The 12,060-nt window shown below is 55.0% G+C and carries 12 protein-coding genes, 1 tRNA gene and 1 pseudogene; 11 read left to right on the top strand and 3 right to left on the bottom strand.

Features of this window, described 5'->3' with window-relative positions:
- Both NAT21_RS07860 and NAT21_RS07855 read left to right on the top strand, forming a co-directional pair.
- The gene (locus NAT21_RS07860; RefSeq protein WP_250937006.1) at positions 1–957 is read left to right on the top strand and encodes a DUF6708 domain-containing protein; all 957 of its coding nucleotides are present in this window, start codon (positions 1–3) and stop codon (positions 955–957) included.
- An 818-nt stretch (positions 958–1,775) separates the two neighbouring features.
- Positions 1,776–2,402 carry a LysE family translocator gene (locus tag NAT21_RS07855; protein WP_250937004.1) on the top strand — a complete coding sequence of 209 codons (627 nt, stop codon included), beginning with the start codon at positions 1,776–1,778 and terminating at the stop codon, positions 2,400–2,402.
- Positions 2,403–2,561: 159 nt separating this feature from the next.
- Here NAT21_RS07855 and NAT21_RS15630 read toward each other — a convergent pair whose 3' ends face one another.
- Both NAT21_RS15630 and NAT21_RS07850 read right to left on the bottom strand, forming a co-directional pair.
- A complete protein-coding gene (locus NAT21_RS15630; RefSeq protein ID WP_407658222.1) occupies positions 2,562–2,816 on the bottom strand; it encodes a phage integrase central domain-containing protein in 255 nt (84 codons plus the stop codon).
- 528 nt (positions 2,817–3,344) lie between these two features.
- Positions 3,345–3,429, bottom strand: a tRNA-Leu gene (locus tag NAT21_RS07850).
- Between the two features lie 123 nt (positions 3,430–3,552).
- Here NAT21_RS07850 and NAT21_RS15590 point away from each other — a divergent pair.
- The 8 genes and pseudogenes from NAT21_RS15590 to NAT21_RS07815 form a co-directional block, all read left to right on the top strand.
- Positions 3,553–3,726: pseudogene (locus NAT21_RS15590) on the top strand (double zinc ribbon domain-containing protein); the annotation flags it as partial.
- A 9-nt stretch (positions 3,727–3,735) separates the two neighbouring features.
- Positions 3,736–4,284, top strand: coding sequence for a ComF family protein (locus tag NAT21_RS07845; RefSeq protein WP_250937002.1), 549 nt, complete (start codon positions 3,736–3,738; stop codon positions 4,282–4,284).
- The gene (locus tag NAT21_RS07840) at positions 4,281–5,255 is read left to right on the top strand and encodes a serine/threonine protein kinase (RefSeq protein WP_250936999.1); all 975 of its coding nucleotides are present in this window, start codon (positions 4,281–4,283) and stop codon (positions 5,253–5,255) included. The genes NAT21_RS07845 and NAT21_RS07840 overlap by 4 nt, the downstream gene beginning before the upstream one ends.
- Complete coding sequence (locus tag NAT21_RS07835; RefSeq protein ID WP_250936997.1) at positions 5,224–6,429, top strand: murein transglycosylase domain-containing protein; 1,206 nt, start codon at positions 5,224–5,226, stop codon at positions 6,427–6,429. The genes NAT21_RS07840 and NAT21_RS07835 overlap by 32 nt, the downstream gene beginning before the upstream one ends.
- Before the next feature lie 93 nt (positions 6,430–6,522).
- Positions 6,523–7,077, top strand: a complete 555-nt coding sequence (folE, locus tag NAT21_RS07830; RefSeq protein ID WP_250936995.1) for a GTP cyclohydrolase I FolE — start codon at positions 6,523–6,525, stop codon at positions 7,075–7,077.
- 70 nt (positions 7,078–7,147) lie between these two features.
- Entirely contained in the window at positions 7,148–8,605 is a 1,458-nt protein-coding gene (locus tag NAT21_RS07825) for an NAD-dependent succinate-semialdehyde dehydrogenase (RefSeq protein WP_250936993.1), read from the top strand.
- A 127-nt stretch (positions 8,606–8,732) separates the two neighbouring features.
- On the top strand, positions 8,733–9,977 hold the full coding sequence (locus NAT21_RS07820; protein ID WP_250936990.1) for a pyridoxal-phosphate-dependent aminotransferase family protein: 1,245 nt from the start codon (positions 8,733–8,735) through the stop codon (positions 9,975–9,977).
- On the top strand, positions 9,970–11,208 hold the full coding sequence (locus NAT21_RS07815; protein WP_250936988.1) for an allantoate amidohydrolase: 1,239 nt from the start codon (positions 9,970–9,972) through the stop codon (positions 11,206–11,208). Before NAT21_RS07820 ends, NAT21_RS07815 begins: the two co-directional genes overlap by 8 nt.
- On the opposite strand, the gene uraD is transcribed toward NAT21_RS07815, so the two are convergent.
- Positions 11,171–11,686: a 2-oxo-4-hydroxy-4-carboxy-5-ureidoimidazoline decarboxylase gene (gene uraD / locus NAT21_RS07810; RefSeq protein WP_250936986.1), complete on the bottom strand. Its 516-nt coding sequence runs from the start codon at positions 11,684–11,686 to the stop codon at positions 11,171–11,173. The genes NAT21_RS07815 and uraD overlap by 38 nt on opposite strands.
- 32 nt (positions 11,687–11,718) lie before the next feature.
- Between uraD and uraH the strand changes: the two genes are divergently transcribed.
- Entirely contained in the window at positions 11,719–12,054 is a 336-nt protein-coding gene (gene uraH, locus NAT21_RS07805; protein WP_250936984.1) for a hydroxyisourate hydrolase, read from the top strand.
- Positions 12,055–12,060 lie beyond the last annotated feature (6 nt).

Raw genomic sequence — 12,060 nt, 5'->3', positions numbered from 1 at the left:
ATGAACAAAGCTCAGCAAAAGATACTTGAGGCAGTCGGTGTTTTTGGTAAAAACAGAAACAGTTTTTCAGTGTTTTCAAAATCGCATATTTTCGACATAAAGGAGGGTGGCAGAGAAGTCAAAGTGCCTGACTTTGTTTGTGCTCGGAAAAATAACTGTTTGGTGTTATCAGAGTCTTGGTTCCGTGAAAGAGGGCTGTATGTTTCCTGGGGCACACTAGGCGGAATTGTATTGCTAGTTTTTTTTCTATCTTTCCCTTTGGCAATGCCATGGATTTACGACGTTGAAGTTGATGCTGGTGGAGTCGTTGCATTGTCTTTTATGGCGTTTCTTGGTTTTTTGTTTTCTTACCCCCTTTTATTTGCTGCGAAAAGCGAGCTAAAGATCCAAGGCCTTCAGTACATAATATTTAACCATGACTCTAAAAGAGTTTATTTTGTCAGTGATGTCGACTTTCAACCAAAAACCTGTCGCTGGGATGAATGCACGTTTTGTCTTGCCTATTCTGCTGGAAGTATCGAGGGCTACTATTATGAGCTCAAGGGGTACTTGTTCCATGATGATGGTAGCGTTAAAGACAGTTTCTCGTTCGATGACTATCATTACATGATCTCCAATAGTGATAATGCTCGCCAAGCAATGATCGATGACCTTTCGGCTCGTTTCGAATATGTACGGCGCTTCATGGAAGAAGGTCCTGATTCGGTGGAGCCTGTTTCGGGGCATCTTGACTTGCGGCCAAGCCTGTCTGAGGCGGCGCACCGTTTTCAGCCCCGCTCAAAGAGATCTGACGGCAAGAAAGCTCATTTTATTTATTCGGCAGTGCGCGTGATTTTTTTGATTCCTTTCAGTGTGCAGGTTGTGGGGCATTACTTCTTTTGTAGATACTGTCGTTTGCCCGAATGGCCTCAGAGCGTGATTGATGAATGTGGAAAAGAGGTGTTTCCGCATCGTTGATTCCTGGATACGGGACTGTTGTGAGTCAAGTATACAAACGCCATGGTTTTTGCCACGGCGTTTTTTATTGTCTTGACGACAAACTGCATCGCCACTGGATGTCGGGCATGATAGCCAGGATATTGAATCTGGCGCATGCCATGCTGATCTGCGTCCAGAATACGCAGGAGTATTCGTCCTGCGCGGACCTGTATCATCGCTGGCTATCGTAATCGAATATCGATCAACGTGATCTTGCGCTGCGGACGCTCGGTTACAATCAGAAAATCATACTTGAGCGACGGGGAGGGCGCGTCAGTGTTGGTTTATAGCCTGACTCCCTGCGCGGTTTACCATGGGGTGGCTTGATCGGTGGCTATGAAAAAGCCCTTCAGGCCCTGCAGGATGGTAGTCAGAACGCCGTGGCCTGACTGACTGCCGCTCTCGGCGCTCCCTTCGCTAATGTTGCGGCCAAGGCGGTCGATGGTGTCGCCGGCCCTGCGCTAGTCGGTATGGGGGGCATTGCACGTTCGCCGGTCATTCTGGCTAGCAAGAAGGCACCGATAGCCGAGTTGGTAGCCAGAAATTGAAGAAATGACTGCTTATATCATTCCATGAGTATAGACAAGGTCGGCGATTGAGTATTTTTCGGACTTTTCTGTCAGGTCCACCTTCTCCAGAAAAATGCTCATGTTTTGCATTTCTTATGTAGTGGGGTAGGGTGTTTGACTGAAAATGATGTTCGTAAAAAATAACAGTTTTAAACGCTGCGGGCCTGATTGCCTGAGGCTCGGTTCCTGGAAGAGCTGCTTCAAAAATGAGGTTGTAATTTTATACGCATGTTAAATATCGCACAGTTATTTTCATATATGTCGGCACTGGCAATAGCTGCAGCCATACCGGGACCAGGAATGACGGCTTTAGTCGCTAGAAGTGTTGGTGGCGGGATTCTTCCTGGTTTTGCATTGCTTTTGGGAATTGTTTGTGGCGATATTCTGTATTTGACGTTAGCTGTATTTGGCCTGGCGGTCATGGTCAACAATTTTGCTTCTTTTTTCCTGATGGTTCGTATAGCTTCCTCGGCTTATCTATTATGGTTGGCATGGCAGTTTTGGAAGTACGAGCCGGAAGTGTTGGACGCTAACCCATCCATGAATCTAAAATCGCTGGGAGCTTCATGGGTGGCTGGGTTGGGTATTACTATCGGGAATCCCAAGACTATAGCATTTTATCTGGCACTTGTGCCTATCGTGATTTCTCTTGAAGATGTAACAGTTTTTACCTGGGGCGTTGTTTTGGTTCCTGTTACGGCCGGGGTGCTTGGTTTGGTGGGAAGTATTTTTATTCTGGGTGCGGCCAGAGCGCGTAACATACTAGGAAGCGTGAATGCGCAGCGTATAGTATTCAGGACGGCTGCAATGATAATGTTTTTGGCAGCTATGAGCATGGTTGTAAATTTTTTATGATTAATCTTTTTATGTTAAAAGATGAATGTAAGTGGAGTGGTTTTCCATGTTCATTAATATGAAAAGTACTAACGAGATTCGATAACTACTTCAGGTCAAGGCTGCCATTTATTACACTGGTGGGCGATGCTCTTGAAAACCCGTAATGCATCCGGTAGTTCACTTTCGGAAAGGTGAGGGTAATTGCGATGTGCTGTTCCCCGTGGCGTTGTGCTCGGATGCCGGATTGAGCTCGCATTTTCCTTGTGCTGTCGCCATCGAAAGGATAATGCTGATCCAGTCGCAGACTTTTCCGGCGATATTGAAAGCGCCTCTGCTCTCTAGTGTCTGCTCTATTCCTGCACAGTCTTTACGGGTTATTTCATCCAGTGGTTTGTCGCAAATGGTGGGAAGAATGTTTCGGCCAGGCTGCATGCGCGTTTATGGGATGACTCCATGTGCTCAACCAGTATCGATGCTGCACTGATATTACTTTTCTCCAGCTTCCTTTAGCGTTGCTTCGCCTGTTTCTGATCACTTGCCGATATATCTACCATCTGCAGTCATTCTACGAGGGCGTTCGGCTCTTGCTCGCGCAGATGTCGTAGACACGTTTGGATAACCATCTGGTCCCATTCGGAGCTACGTGTCATGGGGCTTGTTATATCCTGACTACAGGATTTGGTGTCGCTGGGCTTCACTCGAATGTAGAGGCCATTACCGTCGAGCTTATGATAGATGCGCGTTCAGGTTCAGGGTTAGCCAATGTTGTATCTGAGAGACCTTCGTTTGATCTGCGGCCACTTCATGTATGCCATTTATAGGCGAGCATACAACTGGGCATACAGCACAGACAATGCAAGAAAGAGGGGTTAAGCCATCATGTATGGGTATGCAGTATTCTTTCTGAGGGAGGCCGCTGGCGGGCTTGAAGGAATATCCAGAGAAGGTAATTAAAGCTGTTGGTGCGGAAGGAGAGACTCGAACTCTCACACCTTTCGGCACTGGAACCTAAATCCAGCGTGTCTACCAATTCCACCACTCCCGCGACAGCGAAACGCATTATACATGATGTCTGGTCTGGCGCAAGTCCTGATGGTTTTATCCTTGAAGTTCAAGCGCTTGGCCTGTTTGCCGTTATCAGGCAAAAGCCATTGTTCAGGAGCTTGCCGTGGTGTGGGGGCGGGTTGATATAACATCATTGTGGGCACTTCGTTGCCAGGGGTGCCTTGCTCTGGCAATGCCGGGCAAGGAATGGTGTCGGCGATGTTTCGAACATTTGCCCGTCAATCACTCAGCCTGTCCGAGATGCGCTCATCCTCTGCCGGCCACCTCGAGCAGCTGTGGTGGCTGTATGAAGCAGCCGCTTCCCATGGATCATGTATTTTCTCCCTTTCTTTATGACGAAGATATTGCCTGGTTGATAGTTCGATTCAAACACCACGCTGATTTTCGTGCCGGCCACAATCTTTTTCGTTTACTGGAAGGTCATCTTTATAAGGTTTCTGATGCCGACTCACCCGCGCTGTTGCCCGTTCCGTCTCATGTATCCCGCTGCAGGGAGCGCGGGTTCGATCCGGTGTGGTGGTTGGCGCAGCGGGTAGCGAGACGGTTGGCGTGGCCACTTCTTGAAGCGCACAAGCGCCGAGCAACACCCCGTCAGCAGCAGCTGACTCGGGCGGGCAGGGTGAAGAACCAGCGACAGGTATTTGAAGTGCCTGACATGACAGGAAAGACCGTCTGGTTATTTGATGATGTGATGACCACGGGGACTACGCTTGGCTCTCTTGCTCAAGCCTGCCGAGCGAGGGGGGCCTGTCGTGTCAATGCGCTGACGCTGGCACGCACACCGGCCTCCCATGAATCTGCTAGCATGGCCGCCTCGCCAAGGAGAACGCCATGACTCACCCCTATGACACCCTGACGCCTGTAACCGTGCTGGATATGATTGAAGCTCTGGGCTTTGAGCTTCAGGGCGAGCCCTTTGCACTTAACAGTTATGAGAACCGGGTCTATGCCTGGCGTGCGGAAAGTGGGTCGCGGTTTGTATTGAAGGTGTACCGGCCGGGGCGCTGGACAGCCCAGCAGATTGATGAAGAGCTTTCATTTCTTGACTGGCTGGAACAACACCAGGTGCCCGCAGGGCGAGTGTGGACATCGCCGGAGGGTGTCCGTCGCCATGAGTTCAAGGGGTTTCATTACGCCCTGTTTCATGCCGTTCCCGGGCAGGCGCCCGAGCTTGATAATCCGGCACACCTGTTTGCACTGGGCGAGCTGATGGGCAGGATGCACGCGGCAGCAGCCGATTTTTCGTTTGTTCATCGACCGACACTTGAACCGATGCCCCTTCTGGAGCGAAGTCGTGAGCAGGTACTTTTGTGCGGCCGTCTCGACAAGGGGCAGCGCCGTACCTATGAGCGTCTGACAAGTGAACTGCTTACCCAGGCAGAACAGTGGTCATTATCAGGGCTGCGCCTTCTGCCCACTCATGGTGATTGTCATATCGGAAATCTGTTGGGCCGGGATGACGAGTTTTCACTGGTGGACTTTGATGATGCCATTACTGCTCCCGCCATCAACGATCTCTGGATGTGGTTGAGCGGAGAAGATGCCCAGCAGTGGCAGCGACAGTGGTCTGAAATCATCGAAGGGTACGAGCAGTATCGTGCCTTCGACAGCCGTGAACTGGAATGGATCGAGCGGTTGCGTACCTTGCGTCTGGTGCGCCATACGGCCTGGATTATCGAGCGCTGGAACGACCCTGCCTTTCCCTCAGCCTTCAGCTGGCTTGAACGCCCCGGTTACTGGGAAACCCACCTGCGCACGCTGGAGCAGCAACGCCATGCGCTATCTTCCCCTCACTGGCTGGCGTAATGCGGCTTATCGATCGCGGGCTGTGCTGCTCGCGGTCGGGTTGCTGCTGCCGGCCGTAACGCTCGCCGGTGCCGACCAGGACCCTCCCTGGATTTCGAAATTTCCGGCTCTGGAAGCCCGTGTTGATAGTGTGATGAGCGTTGTCAACGCATGGACGGGCAGTGCCAGTGAGACACTGGCTGATTACGATCCCCTGTTTGAAGCCGTGCAACGACATGCCAGTGCCTACTGGCAGGATGTCAGACTTTCTCAGACCAGGACCCTGGTGGCCTACGATGATAACTGGCAAAGCCGCTCCGAGATCGATTTCGAGCATGGCCGAGTCACTATTGAAACGCTCAGGAGCGGGGCTACCACGGAAGAGCTGACCCGCCTGATCGAAAAGACGCTGGCATCGCCTGTCGATGACAGTGCGCTGGATAGCGGGCGGCTGAGTGATACACCGACGGATGGCATACAGGGGGTGCTGGCGGGCCAGGTCAGAGACCAGGAAGGTAAATCGGTTGAATACGCATGGCGGGCCAAACGCTATGCGCGCTGGTTGGCCACCCACCGTGTAGAGCGCAGCCAGCAGGCAGATGGAAGTGATATATTACGAATAAATATACCGTTATCTTCCAATCACCTCAGAGTAAGAGCTCAACAGTTTGTACCGGCCATCGAGAAGGCGAGTCACCGCCATAAGGTAGACCCGGCACTGGTCATGGCCATCATCGCGACAGAATCGAGCTTCAACCCCTACGCCGTCAGTCATATCCCGGCTTTCGGGCTGATGCAGATTGTTCCGCGTACTGCCGGCCATGATGTCTTCAATCGGGTCTACCGGAAGGCCGGAAAGCCCGACAGGGACTATTTATTCAATGCCGGGCGCAACATTGATGTGGGCACGGCGTATCTCGGGCTGCTCAATCATGTTTATCTCAAGGGCATCAACGATCCAGTAAGTCGCCGCTTGTGTGTTATTGCTGCCTATAACGGCGGAGCCGGCAATGTGTACAAGACCTTCGGGGGCGGAAAGAAAAAGGCGCTGGCCAGAATCAATTCACTCAGTTCACAGCAGGTCTATAACCGGCTGCGTACCCACCATCCCGCCGATGAAACGCGCCGTTACGTCAAAAAGGTCAAGGAGGCTCGTACGCGTTTCAGGCCACTGATTGTTGCAGGGACAACCTGAACTGCGTATTTCCTGCGCTTGCGATAAGATAGGGCTGAATCGGGCAGCCATGCGGGCTGCCCGTCCCTTACCTGTCAGAGATGAATAAAGCCCATGTGCGACGAGCTTTCCCACCATTATCACGAAATCATCAAGGGTCTGGGGGAGGATCCTGAGCGGGAAGGGCTGCGCGATACACCGGTTCGTGCAGCCAAGGCCATGCAGTTCTTGACCAATGGCTACAGCAAGTCACTTGATGAGCTGGTCAATAATGCTGTCTTTTCCTCGGATACCGATGAGATCGTTCTGGTCAAGGACATCGAGCTTTACTCGATGTGTGAGCACCATATGCTACCGTTTATCGGCAAATGCCACATCGGATATCTGCCGGATGGCAAGGTGCTTGGGTTGTCCAAGTTTGCACGGATCGTCGACATGTTCGCGCGACGTCTGCAGATTCAGGAAAACCTGACACGCCAGATTGCCGAGGCGGTACGTGATGTCACTGGTGCACGTGGGGTGGGAGTGATTATTGAAGCCAAGCACATGTGCATGATGATGCGAGGCGTGGAAAAACAGAATTCCAGCATGACAACGTCCGTGATGCTGGGTAATTTCCGCAGTCACGTTGAAACACGGCAGGAATTTCTGGCGCTGCTTCGTCGTTAGTCCGAGACTCGAAGGGTGCCGGTCTTCAGTGAGCAACGAAGTCGGAAAAGATACCAGAAGGGAGCATGTTATGGATAACCTCAAGGACAAGGCCCTGTTTCGGCCCTTTGCCTTTATTGATGGCAACTGGGTAGCCGCCGACAGCGGTGAGCAGATCGAGGTGGATAACCCGGCCACCGGCGAAACCATCGCCCGCGTGCCGCGGATGGGGGAGAAGGAAACCCTGCGTGCCATCGAGGCAGCCCACGCAGCGTTTCCGGCATGGTCGGCGCGTACCGCGCTTGAGCGGGCCGATATTCTCAACCGCTGGTACGAGCTGATGATGGAGCATCAGGAAGATCTGGGCCGTCTGATGACCCTTGAGCAAGGCAAGCCCAAAAAGGAAGCAGAAGGTGAAATTGCCTACGCTGCAAGCTTCATGCGCTGGTATGCCGAAGAGGCGCGTCGTGTATATGGCGATACCATTCCGGGGGCCAAGGGCAATCAGCGCATTGTCGTGCTGAAGCAGCCTGTTGGCGTGGTAGGAGCCATTACGCCCTGGAACTTTCCGTCATCAATGATTACCCGCAAGGCCGCTGCTGCCCTGGCGGCCGGTTGCCCGATCGTCATCAAGCCGGCCAGCCAGACGCCGCTGTCGGCGACGGCACTGGCAGTGCTGGCCGAGCGTGCCGGTGTACCGCGCGGCGTCTTTAACGTACTGCCGGGCAGTGCCGGGGAGATTGCGGGTGCCATGACGTCCTCGCCGATGGTCAGGAAGATTACCTTTACCGGTTCTACCGGCGTAGGCAGCACCCTGATGGCCAATGCCGCCGAGAATATCCAGAAGATTTCACTGGAGCTTGGAGGTAATGCGCCCTTTATCGTGTTCGAGGACGCAGACCTTGATGCAGCCGTGGAAGGTGCACTGGCTTCCAAGTTCCGTAATGCCGGACAGACCTGTGTCTGCACCAATCGGTTCCTCGTGCAGTCGGGTGTCATCAATGCGTTCTGTGAAAAACTTGCTGCGGCCATGAACCGTGAGCTGGTAGTGGGCGATGGCATGAAGGAGGGCGTGACCGTAGGGCCCATGATCGATGAAAATGCGGTCGAGAAGATGTCCGAGCACGTGCAGGATGCCATCGACAAGGGCGGTGAGCTGATGCTGGGCGGACAGCCTCATTCAAAGGGTGGGCGCTTTTATATGCCAACCCTGATCAATGGCGCTACGCCCGAGATGAAGGTAGCCAGTGAAGAAACCTTCGGCCCGCTGGCCGCCGTCTTTTCCTTTGATACCGAGGATGAGGCGCTCACCATGGCCAATGACACGGAATATGGTCTGGCGGCCTATTTTTACAGCCGGGATATTGGCCGGGTATGGCGTGTGGCTGAAAGGCTCGAGTACGGCATGGTTGGTATCAATGAAGGTCTGATTTCCAATGCTGCCGCACCCTTTGGTGGCGTCAAGGCCTCTGGCCTTGGGCGTGAAGGGTCAAAGTATGGGCTGGAAGAATATCTGGAAACCAAGTACCTCTGCATGAATATCGGATAATCCTGTATTTCATGTCTGGCCGGCCTTCATGGCCGGCTTTTTTTTTGCGGTAGAGCGCGCTATCGTAGGGATGAAACGTTAGTTTCATATACACGTTCAAAGAAACAATAATAAAGGCCTTCTTCCCATGACCACCACCTTCCAGCCGCCTTGCCGCCTGCTGATGGGCCCAGGCCCCATCAATGCCGACCCGCGCGTTTCCCGAGCCATGTCGGCCGCCCTCGTTGGTCAGTATGACCCGGCGATGACGGGCTACATGAATGAGACCCAGCAACTGTATCGACAGGTCTTTCGTACCCATAACGAAGCAACGCTTCTCGTGGATGGAACATCGCGAGCCGGCATCGAGGCGGCACTGGTATCTTTGGTGGCACCTGGCGAGCGAGTGCTGGTGCCGATGTTTGGTCGTTTCGGGTTGCTGCTCAAGGAAATTGCCGAACGCTGTGGCGCGGAAGTGCACACCATCGAAGCTCCCTGGGGAGAGGTGTTCACACCAGAACAGATCGAACAGGCACTGGCACGGGTAAAACCTCATGTACTGGCGCTGGTACAGGGCGATACATCAACCACCATGTGTCAGCCACTGGCGGGGATCGGGGCGTTGTGTCGCCGTCACGGCGCACTGTTTTATACCGATGTGACCGCCTCGCTGGCGGGTAATGAGCTTCGTGTGGATGACTGGCAGATTGATGCCGCAACCGCCGGACTTCAGAAGTGTCTGGCCGGGCCCTCCGGCAGCTCACCGATAACCCTGTCAGCACGGGCGGTCGACAAGATCATGCAGCGCGCTCACATTGAAGCAGGACTTCGCCAGTCCTCGGATGAGGCGGGTCATGCTCAGCCGATTCGCTCCAATTACCTGGACCTCAGCCAGATCCTCAAATACTGGGGGCCGGAACGGCTCAATCACCATACCGAGGCGACGGCCATGCTCTATGGCGCACGCATGTGTGCGGCGCTGCTGGTGGAAGAGGGCATGGATCAGGCCATCGCACGTCATCAATTGCACGGGCAGGCCATGGCCGCTGGGCTGACGGCCATGGGCCTTGAACTGTTCGGTGATCAGCAGCATCGTATGCATAACGTGGTCGGGGTGTATATCCCCGAGGGGCTGGATGGCGAAGCGGTGCGACGCTGCCTGCTGGAAGATTTCGCCATCGAGATTGGCACTTCCTTCGGCCCTTTGCACGGGCGGATATGGCGCATTGGGACCATGGGCTACAACGCGCGCCGGGACTGCGTGTTTACAACCCTGGCGGCGCTTGAGCAGGTGCTTGGGCTGTTTGATATAACCGTGCCCGCCGGCGAGGCGGTGCGAGCAGCACACCGGATTTACTCTACCTCTACATTACAGGACACCCCCCATGCATGATGCCGATCAAATACTGGCCGCCTGTGATGAACTGGCCCGGCTCAGTGAAACCGATACCGGCATCATGCGCCGTTATCTGACTCCGGTGCATCTTGACGCCAATGCCAGGGTGGCACAGTGGATGCATGAGGCGGGCATGGCAGTTCATCAGGATGCAGCCGGCAACCAGTGGGGCCGTTACGAGGGGCTTGAGGCGGATGCGCCGGCGCTGGTGATCGGGTCTCATCTTGATACGGTGCCTGATGCCGGCCGTTATGACGGCATCCTGGGAGTCATGCTGGCCATTGGCGTAGTGCAGCGGCTTCAGCGCAGTGGACGGCGCCTGCCCTGTGCCATCGAGGTAGTGGCCTTCGGGGATGAGGAAGGTACGCGCTTCGGCTCAACCCTGCTGGGCAGCCGTGCGGTGGCCGGTACCTGGGAGCCTGAATGGTGGGCGCTGACCGACCCGACAGGGATCTGTCTTGAGCAGGCCTTTGAAGCAGCCGGGCTTGTTCCGGGTCGAATTGATACCGCTCGTCGTGAGTCATCGCAGATCGTGGGGTATCTTGAAGCCCATATTGAACAGGGCCCGGTACTGGAAGATCGTGATCTTGCCCTGGGGGTCGTTACGGCGATTGCCGGCGCACGGCGCGCCAGAATTACGCTGACCGGTTGCGCTGGTCATGCGGGCACCACGCCGTTTGATCTGCGCCGGGACGCGCTGTGTGGCGCCTCTGAAGCGGTACTGGCCATTGAGGCACTTGCACGCGCCAGTGGGGCAGTCGCTACGGTCGGTGAGATGAATGTGGCGCCCGGAGCCGTGAACGTTATTCCGGGCGACGTGAGTTTCAGTCTGGATGTGCGGGCGCAGGAAGATGCCGTGCGTGACCGGACCGTAGCGGCTATCGTGGAGTCACTTGAGCGCATCTGTACTGCTCGTGAGCTGACGATGCACTGGGAGGATACGCACAGCGCCAGCGCGGTTGCCTGCGCTGACTGGTTACAGGATTGTGTCAGCAGGGCGGTAACGCAGGTTCAGGGTGATGAAGCCCTGCATCTGTTCAGTGGCGCTGGCCATGATGCCATGGCCATGGCGTCACTGACCGATGTTGGCATGCTGTTCATTCGCTGTGGTGGAGGAGTAAGCCACCATCCGGATGAGTCGGTGCGTGCCGATGATGTCGCGATGGCCCTCGACGCCTTTGAAATTGCGGTTATTCGGGCGGCACGTCAAGCAGGGCTGCCAGCCTGATCGCTGCGATTCGTCCGATTTGCTCGAGTGCCTCGGCCAGTTCAACATCGCCGGGGCGCTCAAGGCGAACGGCAAGTGCGTCCAGTATCATGGTGGCCGTCATACCCTTGACGGCCACCACAAACGGAAATCCGTGCCGTTGTCGATAGGCCGCATTCAGTTGCCTGAGGCGGGTCAACTGCTCCGGAGGGGCGGCGACCAGGCCCGCACCGCGCTGCTCCTGCTGTGACGCGGTAGTCAGCCGATGAAGCTGGGCTTCTCCAAGCTCGGGGTGTGCGCAGATCAACGCCTTCTGCTGTGCCTCCGAGGCGTTGCACACTACGCCCTGGGTGGCCTGGATCAATGCCTCAGGTGTTTCAAACGGACGCCGGGCTGCCGCATCGCGAACAATCCAGTTCGAATGTTCATACAGCCCTTCCAGTGCCTTTACAAACTGGTCCGCTGGCAGGGCGTTCAGTTCGGCAAGTGTTACCGTCATATTCATTATCCTGTTAATTCACGAGGTGGCCTGTGACTCGACTTACCACTCATGTACTTGATCAAGCTGCCGGCAGGCCTGCAGCAGGGGTTCGCCTTCGCCTGTACCGTGAGGGCGAAACAGACGCGCTGGCGGATACCTTCACCAACGCCGATGGCCGTGTAGATCAACCATTGCTGGAAGGCAGTGATGTGGCCGGGCGCTACGTGCTGGTCTTTTCGGTCGGTGATTATTTTGCCGCCAATGGCCAGCATCAGGCTCGTTTTCTGGACGACGTTCCGGTGGCCTTTACCCTGGCGGACGAGGCGCATTATCACGTCCCTCTGCTGGTCACGCCCTGGGCCTACAGTGTTTACAGGGGCAGCTGAGCTGCC

The organism is Larsenimonas rhizosphaerae (assembly GCF_023700005.1).
GTDB classification, from domain to species: Bacteria; Pseudomonadota; Gammaproteobacteria; order Pseudomonadales; family Halomonadaceae; genus Larsenimonas; species Larsenimonas rhizosphaerae.
The sequence above is the reverse complement of the archived record's forward strand: the minus strand, read 5'-3'. Positions and strand labels throughout refer to the sequence as shown.

Bases quoted from the DNA above. Each gene is read 5' to 3' on its own strand.
- NAT21_RS15630 (WP_407658222.1), bottom strand. From the start codon at position 2,816: ATGCAGCCTGGCCGAAACATTCTTCCCACCATTTGCGACAAACCACTG.
- NAT21_RS07825 (WP_250936993.1), top strand. From the start codon at position 7,148: ATGGATAACCTCAAGGACAAGGCCCTGTTTCGGCCCTTTGCCTTTATT.
- uraD (WP_250936986.1), bottom strand. From the start codon at position 11,686: ATGACGGTAACACTTGCCGAACTGAACGCCCTGCCAGCGGACCAGTTT.
- NAT21_RS07860 (WP_250937006.1), top strand. From the start codon at position 1: ATGAACAAAGCTCAGCAAAAGATACTTGAGGCAGTCGGTGTTTTTGGT.
- NAT21_RS07840 (WP_250936999.1), top strand. From the start codon at position 4,281: ATGACTCACCCCTATGACACCCTGACGCCTGTAACCGTGCTGGATATG.
- NAT21_RS07835 (WP_250936997.1), top strand. From the start codon at position 5,224: ATGCGCTATCTTCCCCTCACTGGCTGGCGTAATGCGGCTTATCGATCG.
- folE (WP_250936995.1), top strand. From the start codon at position 6,523: ATGTGCGACGAGCTTTCCCACCATTATCACGAAATCATCAAGGGTCTG.
- NAT21_RS07820 (WP_250936990.1), top strand. From the start codon at position 8,733: ATGACCACCACCTTCCAGCCGCCTTGCCGCCTGCTGATGGGCCCAGGC.
- NAT21_RS07815 (WP_250936988.1), top strand. From the start codon at position 9,970: ATGCATGATGCCGATCAAATACTGGCCGCCTGTGATGAACTGGCCCGG.
- NAT21_RS07855 (WP_250937004.1), top strand. From the start codon at position 1,776: ATGTTAAATATCGCACAGTTATTTTCATATATGTCGGCACTGGCAATA.
- NAT21_RS07845 (WP_250937002.1), top strand. From the start codon at position 3,736: ATGAAGCAGCCGCTTCCCATGGATCATGTATTTTCTCCCTTTCTTTAT.